Here is a 23,488-nt window from a genome sequence, read left to right on the forward strand (position 1 = left end):
GAGCATCTTGGCCAAAGAGGACATCACCATCCGCACGGAGGACGGAACCGCCAAGGCAGGTCTGTTCAAACCGGGTTCCGAGCGGATTGCAAATCCGCCCGGCGTGATCCTCTACATGGATGCGTTCGGGCCGCGCCCGGCTCTCGATGCCATGGCCGAGCGCCTCGCCGGCGAAGGCTATTTGGTCTTGGTCCCAGATCTCTTCTATCGCTTCGGCGATTACGACCCCTTCGATGCCAAGACGGCCTTTTCCGAAGAATCGAGCCGCAATGCGCTGAGACGCATGATCGACGGCACGAGCCAGGACATGACACGGCGCGACTCGGGCGCCTTCATCGCTGCTTTGACGGATGCAGGAGCGAGCGGACGCATCGGCACGGTCGGCTATTGCATGGGCGGCAGCCGAGCCATTCATGCGGCATCGGCCTATCCCGACCGTATCGCAGCGGCGGCGAGCTTCCATGGCGGCCGCCTTGCGAGCGATGCGCCCGACAGCCCGCACCGGCACGTCGCGACGATCAAGGGGCGTGTCTATGTGGGCAGCGCGGGCGTCGACGGCAGTTTCCCGCCCGAGCAGTCGGCCCTGCTGGCGGAGGCCCTGCGGCGGGCCGAGATCGACCATGTCATCGAGAACTATGTCGGTATGGCTCATGGCTGGGCCGTTCCCGATCACGGCGTCTATGACGAGCGGGGCGCCGAGCGGCACTGGACGCGTCTGCTCACCCTCTTCGGCGAGACGCTGCGCTAGACAGCGCCTCCGCGAAGGGACGCCTTGGCGGGCAGTGGGAACAGGCCGATGAATGTTTCCGCCAGCGCCCGGTCGCCTTCCACCTGAAGCACGCCGGCCTGTTCCAGCACCTCGAGCGGCTGGCCGCCATAGATCGTGCCTGCCAGGACCGGCGCCGTGCCGGTGAGAACCAGATCGGCTCCGTCGACCGGACCGCGCGCGATCTCGATCCTGCCATCGGCCAGATGCGCCAGAAAGGTTTCTTCGCCGAGGCGGAAGCCGATCCGCCCTGTGACGCCCTTTGCCCGCTCCGGATCGAGCATCGTCCTGAGCGAAAGGAAGAACGAGGCCGCACTGAAGGGCAGGGCGGGGTTGTGCGACGGTGAGCGCGCGGCCCAGCGGCCGAGGGCCTGGAAGATCGGCTCGCTCTCGTATCCCCACTCGGTCAGCTCATAGACCTGCGAGGCGGCCGGCGGCGGGAGCCGGCGCTTGAAGAGCACGCCCGCCGATTCCAAACTCTCGAGGCGCTGGGTGAGAACGTTGGCGCTGATCCCGGGAAGACTCTCGCGCAGGTCGCTGAAGCGCTTCGGTCCCAGCATGAGCTCGCGCATCACGAGGAGCGCCCAGCGCTCACCGACGAGGTCGAGGGCATGGGCGGCCGCGCAGGCATCCTCGTAATGGCGCCTGCTGCGAGTCTCCGAAGGTTCAGTTATTTTGTCTAACTTCATAGTTGCTATTTATAACTTTCCATGGAATCAATGTCAAACCACAAGCCGAGAGGGACATATTCCGATGCCCAAGCTGATCTTCGTGAACCTGCCCGTTGCCGACCTGCCCAAGTCCATCGCCTTCTACGAGGCCTTGGGTGCGGTGAAGAACGAGCAGTTCACCGACCATACTGCCGCCTGCATGGTCTTCTCCGAGACCATCCATGCGATGCTTCTGACGCACGAGAAGTTCCGCCAGTTCACGCCCAAGGCCATCGCCGATGCGAAGAGCACGAGCGAAGTGCTGATCTGCCTCTCCGCCGACAGCCGCGACGAGGTCGATACGACGCTTGCCAAAGCGACCGCCGCCGGCGGCAAGGCCGATCCGGGTCCGCAGCAGGATTACGGCTTCATGTACGGCCGCAGCTTCGAGGATCCCGACGGTCACATCTGGGAAGTCATGTGGATGGACCTGGCGGCCGCGCAGCAGGCGATGAGCGGTGAAACGGTGGCGTAACCGAGCGAGTTCCAAGGGAGGCGAGTCGATGACGGCAGCGCAGCACGTGGCGGCAGTATCGACGGAAGGCCGAGGCGGTCTGCTCTGGACCGGTCGGGTCCTGAGCGGCCTCGTCGTCCTGTTTCTCCTGTTCGACGCCGCGATCAAACTGGTTCCGCTTCAGGTGGTGATCGACACGGTCATTCCGCTCGGCTGGCCGACGGACGCGACCACCTGGCGTGCGCTCGGCATCGTGCTGATCGCGTCCGCCCTGCTTTATGCCTATCCGCGCACGTCGGTGCTCGGCGCGATCCTGATCACCGCCTATCTCGGCGGCGCCGTCGCCACCCATATGCGGGTCGGCTCGCCGCTGTTCAGCCACACCCTGTTCGGCGTCTATCTCGGGGTTCTTCTCTGGGCAGGCCTCTGGCTGCGCGATCCGCGTGTGCGGGCTCTGCTGCCGATGGCGCGGTAGCTCACGAAGGGTGACGAAAAAAGCCGTCGCGGCGCGCCCTCCGCAAGAGGGAAAAGTTCGCGACGGAGCGATTTTCCGCGGGCTGCGCCGACCCCCCTCAACGTTCCTTTCGCTTGGCCAAGATCATCGCCAGAGGATTGGGCTTCGCGTCACCGACCCGGTGAAGCGTGTTCCGGTCCTGATGGGCAAAAGGCGCGTCCCGGCCATGCACCAGCAGCTCGGTATCGGTGACGTAGCTCCAGCTCCCGTCCGGATGGAAGGTGATCGTGATCTGGTAGCTGTTCGTGCGGAATGCCTGCTCCAGAAAGATTGTCGAGCAGATGCCATATTCGGTCTGCCCGCGGCTTGCTTTCACGACGATCTCGTCCGAATCGGATTTCGCCTGGCCCGACGCGATGGCGACTTGCCCGCGTGGAATGGCGATGGTCTGCATGACGAGGCCGGTGGCCGGCTCCCAAAGCCAGTAGCCGACCTGATCGTGGAAGGTGATGTCCTCTTCCTCGGTCGTGATGTGGATGTGGTAGCGCAGGCCGTAGAGCAATTGCGGCCCGTTCGTCTGCGGGTCGATCGCCTGAAAATCGATGTTCTCGATGAACACGCGCCGCTCCGGACCGTCTGCCTTGGGGTTGAGGTCGACGCCCTTGCGCGCTCGCCAACGACCCGCCAGACGCCGCAAGGGACCCAGATTGTTGAGCGTTTCCGGATCGACGTCGCTGGGTTCGGTGAAGACGTCGGTGAGAGCAGTCACAGGCAAAGGAGACATGGAGCGACCTTTCTGCTTACGGGTGGGGCGCAGGCGGATACCGACAAACGGAACTTGTTGGGCATGAGCGTGAAACCAAAAGCTCGAGGGCCCGCGATTGAATAAGTCAGCTCATCGCGCAGTCATTGTCGAGGCCGAGGGATTGGTGGCACTGATGCTCGATCAGCTCCCGCCAACCAGCCGAACAGTCACAAGCGCCCATCTCAATCGATTATTGTTGCCAAGACTCGATCTCGATCCTTACCATCATCTCCGGTGGATGCTTCCGCCAGGCTTGTGACGCAAGGCGGGTGCCATGTCCGAACAGAAGACCATAGCCCACGAGTGTCCCTTGTGCCGGGAGGCCATCAAGGAAGGCGCTTCCCGGTGTCCTCACTGCCAAGCCGACATCCCGCCCAGGCCAACCCACGACGGTACGTGTCCCCTGTGCAGGGAGAGCATTCATCCCGAAGCGATCCGGTGCTTCCATTGCAAATCCGACCTGACTGTGCCCCAAAGGCCGAGGGCATTCGCGACGCGCGCGGGCCGGATGCGGGTCCGCCGGTCTCCGACCTATGCAAGCGCGGCGCATTGCCCGCCTGCCATCATGGATGGCTCGGAGATGTGGTGCCTATACTTAGAGACCGACGAATACTGCGAATACGAGAAGTGCGGCTACGTCTGATTTCCGAGCGCATTCCTCGCTCAGGCGACCGCAGAGGCGAGTTGGACATGCAGCCCGTCGATGACGACGCGGTTACGCCCGGCCGCCTTCGCCCTGTAGAGCGCATCGTCCGCACGCGCGATCACGTCCTGAATGTCCCGGTCATCGTCAGCGTCCGGTCCAGATATCCTGCAGGGGCGGCATCGCGGCCAGATTGCGCGCTTCCCTGAAACGCTCGAACATGCCGCGGTCGAGGATGTTCGCGGTCAGGATCGCGTCCTGGGCTTCGTTGTCCATGACGAGCTGGCGGACCCGGCTCTGGGCGATATAGGCCGCCCCTGCAGCCAGAATGCAGACGAGGGCAAGGCACAGCACGCCGACCAGCAGGGTGATTTGCTGCCGGAGGGACCAGTGCCGCATCGCGATCATGGCTGCCATCCGCTCAAGAGCGAGAACCGAAACAGTGAGCCTTATACCGGCATATGTATCTTTGTGTCACCTGCCGGGCGTGGACGAGGCGATTTCGGACAGGATTGAAAAACTCAGCTTGGCCATGCAAGCTGCCGGCAAAAGCGGGGAAGAGCGATGGTCCTTTACCTTTTGGCGCTTCTGATCGGCGTGATCGCCGGCCTGCGTGCGATGACGGCGCCCGCAGTGATCAGCTGGGCGGCCTCGCTCGGCTTGCTCAATCTCGAAGGCACCTGGCTCGCCTTTCTCGGCTATCGCTGGACGCCCTGGATCATGACAGTTCTCGCCATCGGCGAACTGATCGGCGATCAGTTACCCACCACGCCGAGCCGCAAGACGCTGATGCCCTTCGCCACAAGGATCATCGTCGGCGGCCTGTGCGGCGGCGCCATCGCGGCACAGGGCGGCTCGTTCATCGGGGGTGTCGTTGCAGGTGCGGTTGGGGGTATCATCGGGACATTGGGAGGAGCGGAAGGCCGCGCGCGTCTGGCCGCTGCCTTCGGCAAGGACCGTCCCGCCGCCCTGATCGAGGATGCGGTCGCGATCCTCGGCGCCGTGCTGATCGTGGGAGCGCTGCCATGACACAAAGCTTCGATGCCATCGTCGTCGGCGCCGGTCAGGCCGGGCCCTCACTCGCCGCCCGTCTCGTCGCGGCGGGCATGAAGGTGGCCATCATCGAGCGCAAGCTTTTTGGGGGAACCTGCGTCAACACCGGCTGCATGCCGACCAAGACCCTGGTGGCGAGCGCCTACGCGGCGCATCTGGCACGCAGAGGCGCGGATTACGGCATCGCGACAGGGCCTGTCACCATCGACATGAAGACGGTCAAATCCCGCGCCGACAAGGTCTCGACGAATGCGCGCACCAATATCGAGACATGGTTGCGCGGCATGGACGGCCTGACGGTGATCGAAGGCCATGCCCGCTTCGAAGGGCCTGACACGCTGCGCGTGGGGGAAGACCTGCTGCAGGCTCCGCGCATCTTCCTCAATGTGGGTGGAAGGGCGAGCGTTCCGGACATGCCGGGCGTCGGCGCGGTCGAGTATCTCACCAACACCTCGATCCTGCAGCTCGATGCGGTTCCGCGCCATCTGGTCGTGGTCGGCGGCAGTTATATCGGCCTCGAATTCGCGCAGATGTACCGCCGCTTCGGCGCGGAGGTGACCATCGTCGAGAAAGGCCCCCGCCTGATCGCCCGCGAGGACGAGGATGTGTCCGAGGCCATTCGCGACATCCTCACCGCCGAGGGCATCGCCATCCGCACCGATGCGACCTGCATCGGCTTCAAGCCTCATGCGGAGGGCATCGCGGTCGATGTCGATTGCACCTCCGGCGATCCCTTCGTCGTCGGCTCGCATGTACTGCTCGCGGTCGGACGGCGTTCGAACACCGACGATCTCGGTCTCGACAAGGCCGGCGTGGCGACGGATGCCCGCGGCACCATCGTCGTGAACGACGCACTCGAGACGAACGTGCCCGGCATCTGGGCTCTGGGCGATTGCAACGGCCGCGGGGCCTTCACGCACACGGCCTACAACGATTACGAGATCGTCGCCGCCAACCTGCTCGACGGCGCGGCGCGGCGCGTCAGCGAACGGATCCTCGGCTATGCGCTCTACATCGATCCGCCGCTCGGCCGCGTCGGCACGACGGAGACGGAGGCGAGGAAGTCCGGCCGCAGGCTTCTCATCTCCAAGCGCCCGATGACGCGCGTCGGGCGCGCGATCGAGAAGGACGAGACGAAGGGTTTCATGAAGGTCGTCGCCGATGCCGAGACGAGGGAGATCCTCGGCGCCGCAATTCTTGGAACCGGCGGCGACGAGGCGATCCATGGCATCCTCGACGCGATGCACGCCAAGACGGCCTACCCGATCCTGCAATGGGCGGTGCCGATCCACCCGACCGTCTCGGAGCTGATCCCGACCGTTCTGGGCGACCTGAAGCCCGTAACCTAGAGCGCTTTTCGGCGAAGTGGATCCGGTTCGCCGTCCGCGCGATACAAATTGCAAGCTTATCCAAAAGAGTGCCTTGCAACGGTCTCTTGGCAGGTAAGCTGGGGCGTAAACCGCATCGTCAACAGATTCGAGCCGGAGGTTTTGCCATGGCATTGCGTCATCTTGTAACAACCGCTCCCGTTCTCGCCATTCTCATCGCGTCCACTCCCGCGGATACGCGCGCTGCCGCACAGGTCGGCCTGCTGTCATGCGATCTTTCGGCCGGAATCGGGCTGATCCTGATGCAGAAGCAATCCATGATCTGCAGCTTTCGGCGCACGGGTGGCGGACCTGTCGAAAGATATACCGGGACCATCAACGAATACGGAATTGAGCTCGGCGGGGTCGCGAGAGGACATCTCGTCTGGGCCGTCGCAGCCGAAACGCAGGGCATTCCCGCCGGTGCGCTTGCCGGAACCTACGCGGGCGTTGCCGCGGATGCCGCTCTCGGCCCAGGTGCCGGCGCCAGCGCGCTGATCGGAGGAACCGGCCGCGCCTTCTCGCTCCAGCCGGTCTCGGTCGAAGGCGAGGTAGGCATCAACATCGCTGCGGGAATCAGGACCATCGAATTGAGACCCGCGATCTGAGGCCCGGTCCGACGGCTTCGCAAGAGAGCTTCGACTTCGAACGACGGCGCTGATCTCAGAATCTGGAAGGTTCAATGTATCTTGTCATCGTCCTCGGGTTGACGGTCGTTCTTCCCGTCGCTTCCATCCTGTTCGAAACGCTCGTGTGGGGAGCCGCGCTCGGCCTGCCGCTCATCGGCAAATGGTTCGTGTTCTGGGCCATCGGGATTCGTCTTTTCCTGGCGGGCATACGCCAGGTCCTGCAGCCGTCCTTCACCGCAGCGACGATCTTCAGGATCAAGGATCCCGAGGCCGAGAACCTCGTCTCCGAGATCGGCTTCGGCAACCTGTCCATGGGCCTGATCGGCATCGTCTCGCTCGCCGCCCCGGACTGGCTTGTTCCGAGCGGCGTGGCCGGCGGGCTCTATCTCGGTCTCGCAGGCCTCAAGCACATCGCATCGAAGGACCGGACGCGCGAAGAGACCATCGCGATGGTGACCGATCTGTTCGTCGCGCTGATCGTCGGCATCGCGATCGTCGCAATTCTCCTTCGGCACGCATGAGCTGGAGGAAAATCCCAAGCCCGGTGCTATTGAATCCCAGTTCGTCGGATGGCAGGATAGGAAAATGGTACGGTGCCCATCCGATGCATGCCTTCGCATGAAAGGACGGTTCGATGTCTGTCATCCCACCAGTGCTTTCCCTCATCGCTTCGCTGACGATCGGCGTGGCCGACAGGCTCCCTGAATTCGACACCCCTCGGAATTGCGAGGCCGCGATCAAGGCGGTGGGCAGTTCGCAGGTTCAGACGGTGCAGCAATGCATCGCCGACGAAAGAAGCGCACGGGCGGAAATCGAAAGCCAATGGGGAACCTTCGCGGCCAGTCTCCGCGACCGCTGCATCGACGAGACGCAGATCGGCGGCGGCCCGAGCTATGTGGACATTCTCGAATGCCTCCGCCTTGGCGCCCGTGAAAAGCCGATGTGAGGCGTGACGGCCCGGGCTGGAAAAATGACAATGGGTCCATTGCCGTTTCTGGCTCGAAGCCCTGGGCCACCGTCTTTCCGAGCGCCGCGATTGTCGAATTTCCTGGCCATCGCGGTCTTGCTTGCCTGCGTTCTCCCCCATCTTCCTGCTTCGGCCCAGCCGGCGGGCCCGGCGCCATCGGTGGTCGTGGCGCCGATTCGCGCGCAGGACGTCACCGACCGCGTCCATTTCATCGGCAATGTCGAGGCCACTCAACAGGTCGAGTTGAGAGCCCGCGTAGAGGGCTTTCTCGACAAGGTGGCATTCGCCGAGGGGAGCTTCGTCGAGACGGGAGCGATGCTCTACCAGATCGAGCAGGGGCCGTATCAGGCTTCGCTCGATCAGTCCAAAGCGGCGCTCGCATCGGCCGAGGCGCAGCTTGCATCCGCACAGGCGACCCTGACGGCGAGGCAGGCCGAGCTCGAGCGCCAATCGACCCTGGCGCGGCAGCAATTCGCCTCGCAGGCGGTTCTCGATCAGGCCACGGCGCAGCGCGATGAGGCCGCAGCTTCCGTGCAGCAGGCGAATGCACAGATTCAATCGGCCCAGGCGCAGATCAGCACTGCGAACCTGAATCTGTCCTATACGACGATTGCGGCCCCGATTGCCGGCCGCATCGGCAAATCCGCGGCCACGATCGGCAATCTCGTTTCACCCAGCACCGGCGTGCTCGCCACCATCGTTCAGATGTCGCCGATCCGGGTTGTGTTCTCCATCCCGGAACGGGACTACGTCGCGCTCATGAAGTATCTGTCGGGACCGGACGGGCGCAGTGCCGCGAACTCGTTCGATCTTTTCGCGCCTCACCTCCTCCTGCCTGATGGAACCGAATACGGGCATGCCGGAAAGATCGAGTTCATCGACAACCAGATCGATTCCTCGACCGGCACGGTCGCCGTGCGTGCCGTCTTCGAGAATCCGGATAACCTTCTTCTGCCAGGCCAGTTCGTGTCGGTGACCGTGCAGATCGGCCGCGCGCAGATGCTTCCCAACGTACCGCAATCGGCCATCATGCGGGACGAGCAGGGGCCTTACGTCTATATCGTCGACAAGGACAACCGCGTCCAGAAGCGCCCGATCAAGACTGGCATCCGCACCGATACGGGCTATGCGGTCGAGAGCGGATTGCAGGAGGGCGAAACCGTCATCGTCGACGGCATCCAGAAGGCTCGTCCGGGAATCGTCGTGCAGCCCGTCGCGGCCGCCGAACCGAATTCCGCGGAACCCCGCCGATGATTTCGGGCGTCTTCATCGCACGTCCGCGTCTCGCCATCGTCATCTCCCTCGTCATCACGATTGCCGGCCTTCTGAGCCTGTTCACGCTCCCCGTCGCGCAATACCCGAACATCACGCCACCGGTGGTTCAGGTCACCGCCTCCTATCCGGGTGCCGACGCCTCCACGATTGCACAGACCGTCGGGGCGCCGATCGAGCAGCAGGTGAACGGCGTCAAGGGCATGATGTACATGTCGTCGACGAGTTCGTCCTCAGGCACCTATACGCTGCAGGTGACCTTCGCTCTCGGCACCGATCCCGACCTCGCCCAGGTCAACACCCAGAACCGGGTGGCGCTTGCGACCTCGCAGCTTCCGGCCATCGTCAACAGCCTCGGCGTCAACGTGCAGCAGCAATCGACCAGCATGCTGGCCGTGATCAACGTCTATTCCGACGATCCGTCGCAGGACCCGATTTTCATTTCCAACTATACGAGCATCAACCTGCAGCCGGCGCTGGCGCGCGTGCCAGGCGTCGGCTCGACGACTCTGTTCGGAGCCCTCAACTACTCGATGCGGATCTGGCTCGATGTCGACAGGATGACGGCTCTGTCCCTCACGCCTGGCGATGTGGCGGCGGCCATCGAGGGGCAGAACATCCAGGCCTCGCTCGGCCAGATCGGGGGCGCGCCGATCGGCTCGGACCAGGTTCTGCAATATACGGTCGAGACGAAAGGCAGGCTTCTCGAGCCGTCCGAGTTCGAGAACATCGTGCTGCGATCCGGCAACAGCGGCGCCATCGTGCGCATCCGCGATATCGGACGGGTCGAGCTCGGCGCGCAATCCTACACCCAAAACTCGCGTCTCAACGGGGTGCCGGCAGCCACACTGGCGATCTACCAGCTTCCAGACGCCAACGCGCTGAGCGTCGCCCGGCAGGTGCGTACGCAGCTGGCGCAGCTCGAGAGCCGCTTTCCTGCGGGCCTGAAGGCGGAAGTCATCTACGATTCGACCCTGTTCGTGTCGGCTTCCATCAAGGAGATCGTCGAAACGCTGGGGCTGACGGCAGTCGTGGTGCTGCTGGTCGTCTTCATCTTTCTCCAGGACCTGCGCGCCACGATCATCCCCGCGGTGACGATCCCGGTGTCGCTGATCGGCGTCTTCGCGATCTTTCAGATCGTGGGCTATTCCGCCAACACGATCAGCCTGTTCGCCATCGTGCTCGCCATCGGGCTCGTGGTCGACGATGCCATCGTCGTCGTCGAGAATGTGCAGCGCATCATGGAGGAGGAAGGCGTCTCGCCGCGCGAGGCCTCGCTCAGGGCCATGGAGCAGGTCACAGGTCCCATCGTCTCGACGACCCTCGTGCTGTTTGCGGTGTTCGGGCCCGTCGCCTTCCTTCCTGGGATCACGGGTGAGCTCTACCGGCAGTTCGCCGTCACCATCGCGGCGGCAGTCGCCATTTCGGCCGTCAACGCGCTGACGCTCTCTCCCGCGCTTTGCGCCGTGGTTCTCAGGCCGCCCAAGCACCGCACGAGCGGCGCCTTCGGCCTGTTCAACAGCGGTCTCGACCGGGTTCGGCATCACTATGTCGGCGTTGCCGGCCTGATTGCACGCCGGTCCCTGGTGGCGGGGCTGATCGTTCTCGTCGCGGGCGCCGCAGCGGCACTCGGTTTCATCAGGCTGCCGACCTCGTTTCTTCCGAACGAGGATCAGGGTGTCATGTTCGTCGACGTGCAGCTTCCGGATGCCGCAGCCCTGCCGCGGACGGAGGCCATCATGGGGCAGGTCGATTCGATCGCGCGCTCGCTCCCGGGCGTGGCCAATGTCATCACCGTCTCAGGCTACAGCCTTCTGACGAGCTCGCCCTCGTCGAGCAGTGGTCTGGGAATCGTCGTGCTCAAGCCGTGGTCGGAACGGACCAGCACCGAGACGAGCCTCGGCGCCATCTATCAGAAACTCCGCAGCGAGTATGCGGCGCTGCCGGGAGCCAATGTCACGCCCTTCCCGCCGCCGGCTATTCCCGGCCTGGGTGCATCGGGCGGCTTCGATTTCCGCCTGGAGGCGCTGGGCAATCAAACGCCGGAGGATCTTGCGATCGCTCTGCGCTCTCATTGCCGCCGCCAACCAGGATCCGCGCATCGCTCATGCCTATTCGACCTATTCGGCATCGGTTCCGCGCCTTTTCATGGACGTGAACCGCGTGAAGGCTGAGAGCCTCGGCGTGTCCGTCGGCGATCTGTTCGCGACCATGCAGGCGATGCTCGGCTCCTTCTATGTCAACCAGTTCAACTATCTGGGCCGAACGTTTCAGGTCAACATCCAGGCGGATGCCGCCTATCGTTCACGGGTCAGCGACATCTCCCGCCTCTACGTTCGCAACAGAGCCGGATCGATGGTGCCGTTGAGAACCGTCGCCGATATCCGCATGCAGCTCGGCGCGGATCTCGTCTACCGCTACAACCAATTTCCATCAGCCCAGATCTCCGGCGATGCCGCACCGGGCCACAGTTCGGGCGACGCGATGGCGGCCATGGCCGCAGCCTTCGAGAAAACGCTTCCCTCCGGCTACAATTTCGACTGGTCCGGCCTCTCCTTCCAGGAGGCCAGTCAAACGGGGGCGGGCACCGCTCTCATCTTCGGCCTCGCTCTGGTGTTCGGCTATCTGTTCCTCGTCGGTCTCTATGAAAGCTGGATGGTTCCGCTCGCCGTCGTTACCTCCATCGTGATCGCGGTTCTCGGCTCCGTGGTGACCGTCTCGCTGCTCGGCCTCGGCAATGACCTCTACACGCAGATCGGCCTCGTTCTCCTCATCGGCCTGTCGGCCAAGAACGCGATCCTCATCGTGGAATTCGCCCGCGAGCAGCGGGATGCCGGCAAGACCCGTTACGACGCGGCGCTCGCTGCGGCCGGGATGCGCTTCCGTGCCGTCGTGATGACCGCCATCGCCTTCATCATTGGACTCGTGCCTCTCGTGATCGCGACGGGTGCGGGTGCCAACAGCCGCATCGATCTGGGCTTTACGGTGCTCGGCGGCATGGTCGCGGCAACTCTCTTCGGCATTCTCGTCGTGCCTGGCCTCTACGTCATGTTCCAGTGGATCGGCGACAAGACCTTCGGCGTGCCCGACGAGCGGAAGGCTGCAACGGCGGAAAGCCCGCCTGCTCCGAGCGGCGAAGCGGCCTGATCACAGCATTTTGCGGAACAGGTCGGTGAAGAGATAGGGCCCGAACGTCCAGAACCCGGCCCAGAGCAAAGCGCCAAGGGCATTGGCGATGACGAAATGGCTCCAGGGCATGCCGACCGACCCGGCGACGAGTCCGTTGAGCTGTCGCAGCACCACGACGAAGCGGGCCGTCAGCACCATGATGAAGCCCCGCTTGCGGGCCATCGTCTCCACGTTCGCCAACCGCTCCGGTGTCAGCTTCACCAGGGATCCGAAGCGCTGGAGCAGAACGCGGCCGCCGAACCGGCCGATCATGTAGCCCGTGCTGTCGCCGAGCACGCCGCCGAGCCAGGCCGCGAGAAAAACATGCTCGATGGCAAGATCGCCGCGAACCGCGAGTAGGGAGGCGGCGATGAGCGCGCTCTCGCCCGGAAGCGGGACCCCGAAGGATTCGAAATAGATCGTGAAGAACACGGCGAAGGCGCCGTATCGGGTAACGGCGGGTTCGATCCATCCGAGAGCTTCCTGGAACAGGCTCATCGGGCCTTCCGGACGGTAGTGAGCGTCGTTGTCATCAAGCACCTTTCGGGATGTGGCTCGCCAGGTTGACCTAATCGAGACCCGAAGCGAAAGCGCTCCTTTCAGCGTGCCTCGATTTCGTCGATGGCATCGGACAGCGGGGAAACGGACGCCCTGATCAATCCACGCGTCGGCGAACCGAGCTCAAGGATCATGAAGATGCCTCCGGAGATGGCCAGCGCGGATAACATCAGGATGATGATCACGGTCTTGTTGTTGGGAGCGAAGAGGCCGAAACTCGTAAACAGAAGCGACAGCCAGAAGATGACGAGGATCAGAAAGGGAGGAGGGGTGGAAACACTTGTCCGCTCCACGAGGATCCAGCGCGCATCCGAGATCGCATCGATCAGCTCCAGGGCCCGCGATTGGATCTGGCGCATCCTGTCGTCGCCCGGACGCAGCTCGCTGACCCGGTCGCTGATGGTCTCGAGCATGTAGAGATTGTCGAGGCTCAACGTGTCGTCGGCCCGGTCCGTCGACAGTTCAAGCGCCTTCGCCTCCGCATATTTGCGCAGCTCGTCGCGAATGCCCGTTGCATCGCCTCCGTAGCGGGCCAGAACCCGGTTGAGCTTGACGATATCGATCGCCAATGTGGTGATCGCGTTGGTTCTGGCGCTGAACGCGGTATTGGCCGTGCTGATCATCAGGCTGATCACGAGGGCCGCAAGGGTGCCGACGACAGCCATGGAAACCGAGACGGCCGTTCGCGTCTCGACGCTCAAATGGTTTGTCGGCAGCTGGCGCGAGAGCGCTATTCCGAGTACGGCTCCGCCAAAAATCGCAAGAAAGGTCAACAGGCTGATCAGCACTGAATTCATGGGCAGGCCTGCAACCCTCCATCCTTGCGCCGCAGGCATTAGGAGGCTTTTAGCCCATCTGCGTCAAGACCTCGAAGGGACGACAGGGAGCGGCCGTCACCTCGGGATCATGTCGTCTCCGATCCTTCGCCGCGCGTACTCACTCGGCCACGGCCCTGAGAATTGGCTTCGGCAGCGCAACCACATTGTCGCAGATCAGCGATGTCAGCTCATGGATCGGCGCGGGATGGCCGACAAGATAGCCCTGGGCCTCCGTGCATCCTTCCAGGCCCAGGAAGCTCAGCTCCTCGGCCGTCTCGACTCCTTCGGCGATGACCGGAAGACCGAGGCCGCGGCCGAGACCGAGCACGGCCCGGACGATCGCAGCAGCCTGCGGCTTGGTGTGAACGGCCTGAATGAAGGATCTGTCGATCTTGATCTTGTCGAAAGGAAACGCCTGCAGATTGGACAGTGACGAGTAGCCGGTTCCGAAATCGTCCATCGCAATGCTGACGCCGAGAGCCTTGAGCTTCTGCAATGCCAGGAGCGCGCGGTTGGGATCGCGGATCAAAGCTGTCTCGGTGATCTCGATTTCCAGCCTCTCCGGAGCAAGGCCGGTTTCCTCGAGCGCGCCTCGCACAAGTTCGACGAAGCTGTCGCTGCTCAGCTGCAGGGCCGAAACATTGACGGCGACATTCAGAGGGCGCATCCACCGAACGGCTTCCTGGCAGGCTTCGCGCAGAACCCACTCGCCGATCTTCAGAATCAGCCCGCTTTCCTCTGCGATGGGGATGAACACGGATGGCGAGACACTGCCACGGACCGGATGGATCCAGCGGAGCAGAACTTCGAAGCCGAGAACTTCGCCCGTTTCGACCTGTGCCTGCGGCTGGAAGACCAGGCGGAGCTCGTCGTTCTCGATGGCATGCCGCAGGTCGTGCTCCATGCTGCGGCGCTCGCGGATCTGCGCTCCCATGGCGGCCTCGAAGAAGCGGTAGACACCCTTTCCTTCGGTTTTCGCGCGATAAAGCGCTGCGTCCGCGCTGGAGAGAAGCTCCGTGCGGTCCCGCGCATCGGACGGGTAGAGCGCGATGCCGATGCTGACCGAAACGATGCCGGCAGGCGTTTTACCCGAGTCGGAACCCTTGAGGCATTTCAGCAGGCTCTCCGCCAGCTGCCCGGCCTGGTCGGGATCGCCGACGTGAGGCGCGACGATGGCGAACTCGTCCCCGCCCAGACGGGCGAGCATGTGGTCCTCGGCCAGGACGGAGGAAAATTGCTTGGCGATGTGCTGAAGAAGCTGATCGCCGGCCGCATGGCCATAGAGATCGTTGACGTCCTTGAACCCGTCGAGATCCAGACACAGCAGGGCAAGCTGCTGGCCCGATCTGCGATGCAGCTTGATCTCACGGTTGAGCCGCTGGTCGAAGCTCGCGCGGTTGTCCAGTCCGGTCAAAGGATCGTGATGGGCGAGATACCGGATCTGCGCCTCGGCATTGCGGCGGTCGCGCAGGTCGCGGAACGCCACGACATTGTGCGGTTCGCCATTATAGCTGATCGGCCGTGTGATCAGTTCGACGGGGATCGATGCGCCGCAGCCATCCAGAAGATCGGCTTCGATCGCCTGTCCGGGAACGGCAAAGAGCGCCTCCCGCCTCTTGGCATCCGGCAGGCAGGCGGCCAGATTCTTTCCGCAGATCTGCTCGGGGGCAAGATTGGCGAGCCGTGCGAAGCTCTGGTTGATGGAGACGATGACTTCACCCTTGCAGAGCACAAGTCCCTCGACCGCGGCGTCGGTGAGATCCCGCATCCGCTCCATTTCGAGCGCCGCGCGCCGACGCTCCCGCAGGTCGAGGCTCAGGGCTGCGATGGCGAGCAAAAGAATGACCAGGCTGATGAAGGCGACCCCGATGGCGAGCCATTCGGACTGAAGGGCCAGAGATGAAAGCTCGATGGAGGGATCGGGTGTGATCGCGGCGGCGCCCATGGCCGTGAAATGATGGCTGCAGATTGCCAGCGTCAGCAATCCGGCGCCGATGAATTTCCGCCGCATCGTATGGTCTTTGAGACCTATCGAAAGGGAGCAGGCGCCGAGAGCGGCACCGAGCAGGATCGAGACCGCGACGAGGACGGGATCCCAGGCGATGGTGCCGGCCACTTCGAAGGCGGCCATTCCGGTGTAGTGCATCGTGGCGATGCCGCCTCCGACGACGGCGCCTCCGAGACCGGCCCAGACGCGTCCGGGCATGAGAGCGATGCAGAACCCGACGCCCGTCAACGTGACGGCGGCGAGCAGGGAGAGGATCGTCAGCGCGACGTTGTATCCCGTGGGCAGGCCGGGTGCGAAGGCCAGCATTGCGATGAAATGCGTTGCCCAGATGCCGAATCCGGTGGACGTTGCAGCGATCCCGAGCCACAGGCCCTGCCGGTTGCCCATGGAACGGGGCGCATGATGAAGCAAATGAACTGCCGTGAGGGATGCGAGACCGCAGACCAGGGCTGCCAGAGCGACGAGCCGGAGGTCGTGGTCCTCAACGATGCAGTTATAGACCGTCAGCATGACAAACCCTAACGCCTCCGTCCTCGAGACGGCCCCGGCGCAGGGCGGTTCGATTCGAAGCTTCGATCCTGAAAATGGCGGATGGGACATATACCGGGTTCGCACCGGTATGGCGGAGCAGCATCATGCCTTTGGACAGCATCGCCTGAGCGACGTCCAATCCGCCATCGTTGGCCTGTCTTTGACGACGTACCACTATTCTGTGGCGGCCGGACCGAGTCAACGCGAGACTCCATCCCGTGGCCTGCGGCTCGCTGAATCGGTTAACGCCCCGTATCCGGTCGAACGGACCGTCTCGATCTTATTCCAGGTAGTCGTAGACGACCTCGCCGAGGCCGAGGGTGAGATCGGCGATGTAGTGGCTGGCGGAGACCACCTCCTTCACGGGGAGGCGGGCGACGTCGCACATCGCATGCTGGAAGAGCTGCAGGGCAGCGGGCCCCGTCCAGGCGCCCTTCAGCTGCACATCCTCCATATGATAGCGGACGAGCTCGCAGATCCGGGGCGTGCAATCCACGTGCGGGATGATCTTGATCATGAAGGCCGGCTTGGCCATGCCCTTCGCGACCGTCGCGAGATCGACCTCGCGATGCTTGTAGCCCATGGTGGCGCTGACGCAGAGCACCGAGCCGTAATGCAGGGTGCCGACCAGCGTCTCCTGCTCGTGCACGAGCTTCGGGCTCGCGAGCTTCTTCGGGAAGCCCCAGATCTCCCGTCCGCCGGCAATCGGCGAGTTGTCGTCGAGATACATGGCATGCACATAGCCGCCTTCCTGCACCTCGCCCGACGGGGTGGTGAAGCGCACGGGAATGACCTGCCCCGTCTCGGTGTAATCGCCGAAGCCGGTCGAGTCGGGCATGCGGATGAACTCGTAGGCGACGGTATCGCCGATGACTTCGAGCGGTTCCGGCACGACGGCGCGCAGCGCCTCCGGATCGGTGCGATAGGTGATGACGACGAATTCCCGGTTGTAGAACCGATAGGGCGGCTTCGGATAAGCCGGGTCGTTGAGCGGCATGGCGAAGGCTTTTTCGCGAACTTCAGAGATCTTCATGGCTTCCTCATGAGGTCTGTCGGTGAGGGATCAGGACTCGGAGAGATCGAAGGTCGCGACCCCATCGGGCGTCGTCGGCCGCTTCAGGATGTTGGGGTGGCGTAGCGTACGTGCCGTATCCGCGTAGCCCGCGGACCAATGCTCCTCCATGGTCTCGCGGGAGAACTCGTAATCCTTGGACGAGCCTTCATAGCTCTTGGCGCGGTAGATCAGGTGGACGATGTTGTGCACCGTTTCGTCCGCCTCTCCCCGCAGCAGTGCCATCTCGGCATCGGCGCTCAGCAGATCCTGGTCAGGCACCATCTGGAGCAGGCGATGGGCCGCGCGGCGCAGGCGCTGCTCCTGCTTGAACTGATCGGTGTTCTTGCGGGTACGGCTCGAGAAGCGGATATCCTTCTGGCGCAGGTCGATCCCGACGAGATCATGCGGGATCTCGCCCCTCGCGCTCCAGAGATCGACCTGAAACACCAACGAATCCTGGCGCGGCCTGGAATCGCGCATCCATTGCAGCGGCGTGTTGGAGACGAGCCCACCATCCCAGTAATAATCTTTGTCGACACGGATTGCGGGAAAACCTGGCGGAAGCGCGCCGCTCGCCATGATGTGCTCGGGCCCGAGCATACGCTCCGCATTGTCGAAGAATTCGAGATTGCCCGTGCGGATGTTCACGGCGCCGACGGCGAAGCGTGTCTCGCGCGCATTGATGCGGTCGAAATCCACCAGCTCCTCCAGCGTCGTCCGCAGCGGGCTCACATCGTAGAAGCTGTTGGACTCGATATCTGCCCCGCCGAGAAACGGCGGGATCTGGCGGGGAAAGAAGAACCCGGGCGCTCCGTTCATGAGGGTGTTGCAGGCCTGCGTCTGGTTGACGAGGGTGTGAAGGAAGTCGCTGCCGAATTCGAGGGCGCCCAGCATCGACGATCCGATCGAGGGCATCCAGGGCGGCGGTGCCGTGATCTGCTCCCAGAATGCTCTCAGGCGCGCAACCCGCTCTTTCGGCGGATTGCCGGCGATGATCGCGGCATTGATGGCTCCGATCGAGATGCCGCCGATCCAGTTCGGATGCAGATCCGCCTCCGCCAGAGCCTGATAGACCCCGCCCTGATAGGCGCCCAAGGCGCCGCCGCCCTGAAGCACCAGCGCGAGGCGCTCGAATTGCGGGCGTTCGGTGACGGGCCTGATCCCGGTTCTCGTCGTCATGGAAACCTCACAAGAACGAAGGACCGCCCGCGCCGATCAGGGTCCAGCGGTTCAGACGGTCCGTCCGTGATGAGCGATCGGCATGATGGGGTACACGCAGGTAGCAGAGAGAGACTGGCATGGGGCTGCATGCACCGCAATGCTTCTTGGGAGGCATCACATGCCTTCAGATCGGAGGCAGCTTGAGCCATTGCGCCAGGGCGCTGACGATGAGGTTCACGGACAGAGCGGCGAGGATCACGCCCATGATGCGGCGAATGACACTCGCGCCGCCGCGGCCGATGATCCTGCTGATCACGTTGCCAAGGAGGAAGACGACGAGCATCAGGGTCAGAACCGTGGCGAGGATGCCGTAGGTGAAGACCTGCTCGGGCAGGGTGAAGCGGTGATTGTCGGTGAGGATGATGATCGCCAGCATGGAGCCTGGCCCGGCGATGATCGGCGTTGCCAGGGGATAGATCGCAACCCTCAATGCGTTGCTGCCTGACTCGCCCGACGACGACGGACCGGATCGCGGTTCTCCGAGCACCATGGAGGTCGAGAACAGAAGCAGGATGATCCCGCCTGCGATCTGGAAAGACAGCAGCGATATGCCCATGGCGTGGAGCAGGAACTGACCGGCCACGCCGAAGAAGATGAGAACGCAGAAGGCGATGATGACGGCGAGTGCGGCAGCCCTGCGTCGCTCCTGGCGCGTGAGTTCCTCCGTCGCCCCTAGGAACAGCGGCAGATGCCCGACCGGGTCGAGCATCGCCCAGAGCGTGAAGAACTGGTTCAGCAACAGGGCCTGATCTTCCAGCATGTCTCGATTTGCTCTGCCGCGCCTCTCGGGAAGCGCCGCATTAAGGATGAACGGCGCCGCATCCGGCTACAAGCCGATAATGCCTTTTGCTGAGGAGGCGTATTCGTCGGGCGGAAACGCTTGACCGAATGTATTGCCGCCGAGCACACTCTCCCTGACAGGTCTGGAACTCGCCTGCCCGTGCTGCCTCAAGGCCTGCCGTTCCGTTGCACCAACGACAATTCGAAGTCCGGTCTGACAAGGGAGAAGTCGATGCAAGTCAAGCTGTCCTTCCTGGTTCTCGCCACAATCGCGATCCTGGTCTCGGGCTGCATGTCGAGCAGTGCGGACCGTCCGCCGAACTATGTTGAGGCGCAGATCGACGAGAATCCGCTTCCGCGCGGCTCGATGGTTGCCTCGCCGGATCTTCCTGACGAGATAGGCGAGCCGGAATAAGGTCACGCCGGCTTAAACTGGTGGCTCTGGCAGAACAGATCTGTCGACCAAGGCGCGCTACTTAGTTGCGCTATGGGGTTGGAGCTGCGCTTCGATCGCCACCTTGTCGATCACCGACCAGACCTGCGCAATCTTTCCCTGCTGAAATTCGTAGAAGACGTTCTCGGCGAAGGACACTTTCCTTCCGTTGACCGGGAGGCCCAGGAACTCTCCCTTCGGCGTGCAATCGAAGCCGAGACGGCAGGCGATGCAGGGCGGATCGGATATCAGCAGGAGAATGCTGAAATGAAGATCCGGGATGTCCTGAAAGTCCTTCTCCAGCATCGCCCGATAGCCGGCGATCCCGATCCGCCGGCCATTGTGGGACACGTCCTCCTGAACGAAGTTTTCCAGGATCGGCCAGTCCTGCGCGTTCAGGCAGGCGATGTAATCGCGATAGACGGCAGGGAGATCGGCTTTCGGCATGATCCTTATCCGGACATGAAAAGAGCGGCGCCCCTGCGAGAGACACGCCGCTCTTGGTTCGACTGCAACGCTGGATAACGCTTACACGTCCAGGTTCGCCACCGAGAGCGCGTTCTCCTGGATGAACTCGCGGCGGGGCTCCACCACGTCGCCCATGAGCTTGACGAAGAGGTCGTCGGCGTCGGTGGTGTCCTTCACCTTCACCTGCAGCAGCGAGCGCACATCGGCATCGAGCGTCGTCTCCCAGAGCTGCTGCGCGGTCATCTCGCCGAGGCCCTTGTAGCGCTGGAGCTGCAGGCCCTTGCGGCCGGCGGCCAGAACGGCATTGAAGAGCGAAAGCGGACCGTCGATCTGCATCTCGTCGTTCTTGCGCACCAGCCTCGCCGGCTTGGCATAGACGTCCTGCAGGGACTTGGCACGCTCGTCGAGCTTCTTGGCCTCCTGGCTGGCGATGAGAGCCTGATCGAGAGTAGCGGTCTGCGTCACGCCGCGCACGGTGCGGGAGAAGACATAGCCGCCCTCGTGAACCTCGCCGGTCCAGCCGCGTTCGAGCTCTTCCGAGATCGCATCGAGGCGCTGGGCGATATAGGCCGCAGCGGCAGGACCGCGGGAGGGATCGTCGACCACATCGGGACGCAATGCGCCGGCCGTCGCCGCCTGCTCCACGGCCTTGCGGTTATAGCGCGTGTGCAGACTGTTCAGAACCTGGCGCACGAGGCGGGCCTCATCGATCAGGCTTTTGAGCTGATCGCCCTGGAATTCCACACCGGTTTCGAGACGCAGCGAGGCGTTCTCGATGCCCTCGCCGATGAGGTAATCTTCCAGCGCGCGCTCGTCCTTGAGATAGATCGAGGACTTGCCGCGGGTCGCCTTATAGAGCGGCGGCTGGGCGATATAGAGGTATCCGCGGTCGATCAGCTCCGGCATCTGCCGGAAGAAGAAGGTGAGGAGCAGCGTGCGAATGTGCGAGCCGTCCACGTCCGCGTCCGTCATGATGATGATGCGGTGGTAGCGTAGCTTGTCGAGATTGAACTCCTCGCGGCCGATGCCGGTGCCCAGCGCCGTGATCAGCGTGCCGATCTCCTGAGACGACAGCATCTTGTCGAAGCGCGCGCGCTCGACGTTCAGGATTTTTCCGCGCAAGGGAAGCACGGCCTGGAAGGCACGGTTGCGCCCCTGCTTGGCGGAACCGCCGGCGGAGTCGCCCTCGACGAGCAGCAATTCGCATTTCGACGGATCGCGCTCCTGGCAATCGGCGAGCTTGCCGGGGAGCGACGCGATGTCGAGCGCTCCTTTCCGGCGGGTGAGCTCGCGCGCCTTGCGGGCGGCCTCACGGGCGGCGGCGGCTTCCACCACCTTGCCGACGAGGGTGCGCGCTTCCTGCGGATGCTCCTCGAGCCAGTTGTTGAGCGCCTCGTTCATCACGTTCTCGACGGCGGGGCGCACCTCGGAGGAGACGAGCTTGTCCTTCGTCTGCGATGAGAATTTCGGATCCGGCACCTTCACCGACACGACGGCGGTCAGGCCCTCGCGGCAATCGTCGCCGGTAAGGGAAACCTTTTCCTTCTTCGTCAGGCCGGAGGATTCCGCGTAGCCGTTCACTTGGCGCGTCAGCGCCGCACGGAAGCCGGCAAGATGCGTGCCGCCATCGCGCTGCGGGATGTTGTTGGTGAAGCAGAGCACGTTCTCGTGGTACGAGTCGTTCCACCAAAGAGCCACCTCGACGCCGATGCTGTCCTTCTCGGAACGGATGAGGATCGGCTGCTGGATCAGCGGGGACTTGGCCCGGTCGAGATAGCGCACGAAGGCCTCGACGCCGCCCTCGTACATCAGCTCCTCGCGCTTGTGCTCCGCGTGGCGCTTATCGGTGAGGATGATGCGCACGCCCGAGTTCAGGAAGGCGAGCTCGCGCAGGCGGTGCTCCAGGGTGGCGTAATCGTACTCCACCATGGTGAAGGTTTCCGTCGAGGCCAGGAAGGTGACTTCCGTGCCGCGCTTGCCCTCGGCGTCGCCGACGACGGCCAGAGGTGCAACCGCGTTGCCATGACGGAATTCGATCTCGTGCGCTTTGCCGTTGCGGTAGATGCGCAGCTTGAGCCAGCTGGAGAGGGCGTTCACCACGGATACGCCGACGCCGTGCAGACCACCGGAGACCTTGTAGGAATTCTGGTCGAACTTACCGCCTGCGTGCAGCTGGGTCATGATGACCTCGGCCGCCGAGATGCCCTCGCCCTGGTGGATGTCGGTGGGGATGCCGCGGCCGTTGTCGGTGACGGTCACCGAGCCGTCCGCATTGAGCGTGACGGTGACTTCCGTTGCGTGACCGGCAAGTGCTTCGTCGATGGCGTTGTCCACCACCTCGTAGACCATGTGATGCAGGCCCGAGCCGTCATCGGTATCGCCGATATACATGCCCGGCCGCTTGCGCACCGCATCAAGGCCTTTGAGTACCTTGATCGATTCCGCGCCATAGGCGTCGGCATTCACGTTGACAGCAGGTTCGGCCATTTGGGATCCTTCAAGGCACGCAAAAAGGAACCGGCGCGCCAGGGTTTTGATTCGTCAGATCAGATATTTAGGGATGAATGGTTGAAATTTCACCCCCGCGCGCATATGCGCGCGTGAAAAGGGGCGGAAAAATCCACCAAAAACTGCCGAATCATGGGATCCGAGGGGCGGTTCATCGCCCCAGGCGAGTGTTCCGTCAGCGTGACGCTACGGCGGCCGCAGCGCCAGCCAGCAGGGCGCCCGTGGTCCGGTTGAGAATCCGGATGGCCTTGGGCGTCGTGAAAAGCTGCCGCGCGCGGGTCGCGAGCACGATGTAGCCGGCAAAGACCACGGCCAGAACGGTCAGGGTCGCAGCCACCAGCTCGGCGAAGCCCAGCAGGGTGATCCGGGTAAGGTCCAGGATCGTCGGCAGGAGCGCGAGATAGAACACGATAGTCTTCGGGTTGCCGAGCGTCAGGGCGAGGCCGCCGAGCAGAAGCTTGGCCGGGTGCTCCGCCCGTCTGTCCGCCGTCACGTCCCTGGCGAGGGCAGGGGCGGTCCAGATCTTGTAGGCGATGTAGAGCAGGTAGGCCGCGCCCAGATACTTGATGACCAGGAACACCCCGTGGAAGGCTTGCGCAAGAGCGGCAAGTCCGAGGATCGCGAAGGTCAGCCAGACCACGTCGCCCAGGGCCACGCCGATGCTGAAGGCAACGGCCTCCTTCGGCCCACGGCCCAGAACCCGCGCCACGATGGCGGCGATGCCCGGGCCCGGTGAGGCCGCGGCGATGAAGAGGGCGGAGGAAAAGATCAGAAGGCCTGCGAGGTCCATGGTTCTCAACCGACGAGCGATATTCGCCCGC

General features: G+C 63.5%; 24 protein-coding genes. 12 read left to right on the forward strand and 12 right to left on the reverse strand.

Features of this window, described 5'->3' with window-relative positions; genetic code table 11:
- Nucleotides 1–7 precede the first annotated feature (7 nt).
- Nucleotides 8–748: a dienelactone hydrolase family protein gene (locus JKL46_RS16075; RefSeq protein ID WP_201834591.1), complete on the forward strand. Its 741-nt coding sequence runs from the start codon at nt 8–10 to the stop codon at nt 746–748.
- Here JKL46_RS16075 and JKL46_RS16080 read toward each other — a convergent pair.
- The gene (locus JKL46_RS16080) at nt 745–1,455 is read right to left on the reverse strand and encodes a winged helix-turn-helix transcriptional regulator (RefSeq protein WP_201834593.1); all 711 of its coding nucleotides are present in this window, start codon (nt 1,453–1,455) and stop codon (nt 745–747) included. The two genes, JKL46_RS16075 and JKL46_RS16080, sit on opposite strands and share 4 nt — an antisense overlap.
- 64 nt (nt 1,456–1,519) lie before the next feature.
- On the opposite strand from JKL46_RS16080, the gene JKL46_RS16085 reads away from it, so the two are divergent.
- Together JKL46_RS16085 and JKL46_RS16090 are read left to right on the forward strand one after the other, a co-directional pair.
- Nucleotides 1,520–1,951 carry a VOC family protein gene (locus JKL46_RS16085; RefSeq protein WP_201834595.1) on the forward strand — a complete coding sequence of 144 codons (432 nt, stop codon included), beginning with the start codon at nt 1,520–1,522 and terminating at the stop codon, nt 1,949–1,951.
- Between the two features lie 28 nt (nt 1,952–1,979).
- Entirely contained in the window at nt 1,980–2,405 is a 426-nt protein-coding gene (locus tag JKL46_RS16090) for a DoxX family protein (protein WP_201834597.1), read from the forward strand.
- 97 nt (nt 2,406–2,502) lie between these two features.
- On the opposite strand, the gene JKL46_RS16095 is transcribed toward JKL46_RS16090, so the two are convergent.
- Both JKL46_RS16095 and JKL46_RS16105 read right to left on the reverse strand, forming a co-directional pair.
- Nucleotides 2,503–3,168, reverse strand: coding sequence for an FABP family protein (locus JKL46_RS16095; protein WP_201834599.1), 666 nt, complete (start codon nt 3,166–3,168; stop codon nt 2,503–2,505).
- Nucleotides 3,169–3,979: 811 nt separating this feature from the next.
- Nucleotides 3,980–4,240 (reverse strand): hypothetical protein, encoded by a 261-nt coding sequence (locus JKL46_RS16105; protein ID WP_201834603.1) that lies wholly within the window; start codon nt 4,238–4,240, stop codon nt 3,980–3,982.
- A gap of 156 nt (nt 4,241–4,396) precedes the next feature.
- On the opposite strand from JKL46_RS16105, the gene JKL46_RS16110 reads away from it, so the two are divergent.
- From JKL46_RS16110 to JKL46_RS36585, 8 genes are all read left to right on the forward strand, one after another.
- Nucleotides 4,397–4,861: a DUF4126 family protein gene (locus JKL46_RS16110; RefSeq protein ID WP_201834605.1), complete on the forward strand. Its 465-nt coding sequence runs from the start codon at nt 4,397–4,399 to the stop codon at nt 4,859–4,861.
- Nucleotides 4,858–6,234 (forward strand): FAD-containing oxidoreductase, encoded by a 1,377-nt coding sequence (locus tag JKL46_RS16115; RefSeq protein ID WP_201834607.1) that lies wholly within the window; start codon nt 4,858–4,860, stop codon nt 6,232–6,234. The genes JKL46_RS16110 and JKL46_RS16115 overlap by 4 nt, the downstream gene beginning before the upstream one ends.
- A 146-nt stretch (nt 6,235–6,380) precedes the next feature.
- Nucleotides 6,381–6,860 carry a DUF992 domain-containing protein gene (locus JKL46_RS16120; protein WP_201834610.1) on the forward strand — a complete coding sequence of 160 codons (480 nt, stop codon included), beginning with the start codon at nt 6,381–6,383 and terminating at the stop codon, nt 6,858–6,860.
- A 74-nt stretch (nt 6,861–6,934) separates the two neighbouring features.
- Nucleotides 6,935–7,402 (forward strand): DUF6790 family protein, encoded by a 468-nt coding sequence (locus JKL46_RS16125; protein WP_201834612.1) that lies wholly within the window; start codon nt 6,935–6,937, stop codon nt 7,400–7,402.
- Between the two features lie 113 nt (nt 7,403–7,515).
- Nucleotides 7,516–7,827 carry a hypothetical protein gene (locus tag JKL46_RS16130; protein ID WP_201834614.1) on the forward strand — a complete coding sequence of 104 codons (312 nt, stop codon included), beginning with the start codon at nt 7,516–7,518 and terminating at the stop codon, nt 7,825–7,827.
- Nucleotides 7,828–7,917: 90 nt separating this feature from the next.
- The gene (locus tag JKL46_RS16135) at nt 7,918–9,102 is read left to right on the forward strand and encodes an efflux RND transporter periplasmic adaptor subunit (RefSeq protein WP_201834616.1); all 1,185 of its coding nucleotides are present in this window, start codon (nt 7,918–7,920) and stop codon (nt 9,100–9,102) included.
- Nucleotides 9,099–11,294 (forward strand): efflux RND transporter permease subunit, encoded by a 2,196-nt coding sequence (locus JKL46_RS16140; protein ID WP_343074068.1) that lies wholly within the window; start codon nt 9,099–9,101, stop codon nt 11,292–11,294. The genes JKL46_RS16135 and JKL46_RS16140 overlap by 4 nt, the downstream gene beginning before the upstream one ends.
- On the forward strand, nt 11,221–12,267 hold the full coding sequence (locus JKL46_RS36585; RefSeq protein ID WP_343074071.1) for an efflux RND transporter permease subunit: 1,047 nt from the start codon (nt 11,221–11,223) through the stop codon (nt 12,265–12,267). The genes JKL46_RS16140 and JKL46_RS36585 overlap by 74 nt, the downstream gene beginning before the upstream one ends.
- Here JKL46_RS36585 and JKL46_RS16145 read toward each other — a convergent pair whose 3' ends face one another.
- The 6 genes from JKL46_RS16145 to JKL46_RS16170 all read right to left on the reverse strand — a co-directional run bounded on the left by JKL46_RS16145 (nt 12,268) and on the right by JKL46_RS16170 (nt 19,238).
- Nucleotides 12,268–12,786, reverse strand: a complete 519-nt coding sequence (locus JKL46_RS16145) for a DedA family protein (protein WP_201834619.1) — start codon at nt 12,784–12,786, stop codon at nt 12,268–12,270.
- A 101-nt stretch (nt 12,787–12,887) separates the two neighbouring features.
- Nucleotides 12,888–13,643, reverse strand: coding sequence for a bestrophin-like domain (locus JKL46_RS16150; protein ID WP_201834621.1), 756 nt, complete (start codon nt 13,641–13,643; stop codon nt 12,888–12,890).
- 139 nt (nt 13,644–13,782) lie between these two features.
- Nucleotides 13,783–16,182 (reverse strand): bifunctional diguanylate cyclase/phosphodiesterase, encoded by a 2,400-nt coding sequence (locus JKL46_RS16155; RefSeq protein WP_201834623.1) that lies wholly within the window; start codon nt 16,180–16,182, stop codon nt 13,783–13,785.
- A gap of 301 nt (nt 16,183–16,483) precedes the next feature.
- Nucleotides 16,484–17,236 (reverse strand): acetoacetate decarboxylase, encoded by a 753-nt coding sequence (locus tag JKL46_RS16160; RefSeq protein WP_201834625.1) that lies wholly within the window; start codon nt 17,234–17,236, stop codon nt 16,484–16,486.
- A gap of 30 nt (nt 17,237–17,266) precedes the next feature.
- On the reverse strand, nt 17,267–18,436 hold the full coding sequence (locus tag JKL46_RS16165; RefSeq protein WP_201834627.1) for a patatin-like phospholipase family protein: 1,170 nt from the start codon (nt 18,434–18,436) through the stop codon (nt 17,267–17,269).
- A 166-nt stretch (nt 18,437–18,602) separates the two neighbouring features.
- Complete coding sequence (locus JKL46_RS16170; RefSeq protein WP_201834629.1) at nt 18,603–19,238, reverse strand: MarC family protein; 636 nt, start codon at nt 19,236–19,238, stop codon at nt 18,603–18,605.
- Nucleotides 19,239–19,490: 252 nt separating this feature from the next.
- Between JKL46_RS16170 and JKL46_RS16175 the strand changes: the two genes are divergently transcribed.
- On the forward strand, nt 19,491–19,673 hold the full coding sequence (locus tag JKL46_RS16175; protein WP_201834631.1) for a hypothetical protein: 183 nt from the start codon (nt 19,491–19,493) through the stop codon (nt 19,671–19,673).
- A gap of 57 nt (nt 19,674–19,730) precedes the next feature.
- Here JKL46_RS16175 and JKL46_RS16180 read toward each other — a convergent pair whose 3' ends face one another.
- The 3 genes from JKL46_RS16180 to JKL46_RS16190 all read right to left on the reverse strand — a co-directional run bounded on the left by JKL46_RS16180 (nt 19,731) and on the right by JKL46_RS16190 (nt 23,457).
- A complete protein-coding gene (locus JKL46_RS16180; protein ID WP_201834633.1) occupies nt 19,731–20,138 on the reverse strand; it encodes an ester cyclase in 408 nt (135 codons plus the stop codon).
- An 81-nt stretch (nt 20,139–20,219) separates the two neighbouring features.
- Entirely contained in the window at nt 20,220–22,646 is a 2,427-nt protein-coding gene (gene gyrB, locus JKL46_RS16185) for a DNA topoisomerase (ATP-hydrolyzing) subunit B (protein WP_201834635.1), read from the reverse strand.
- Between the two features lie 196 nt (nt 22,647–22,842).
- Nucleotides 22,843–23,457, reverse strand: a complete 615-nt coding sequence (locus JKL46_RS16190) for a LysE family translocator (protein WP_201834637.1) — start codon at nt 23,455–23,457, stop codon at nt 22,843–22,845.
- Nucleotides 23,458–23,488: the final 31 nt, after the last annotated feature.

The organism is Microvirga zambiensis WSM3693 (assembly GCF_016735695.1).
Lineage (GTDB): Bacteria > Pseudomonadota > Alphaproteobacteria > Rhizobiales > Beijerinckiaceae > Microvirga > Microvirga zambiensis.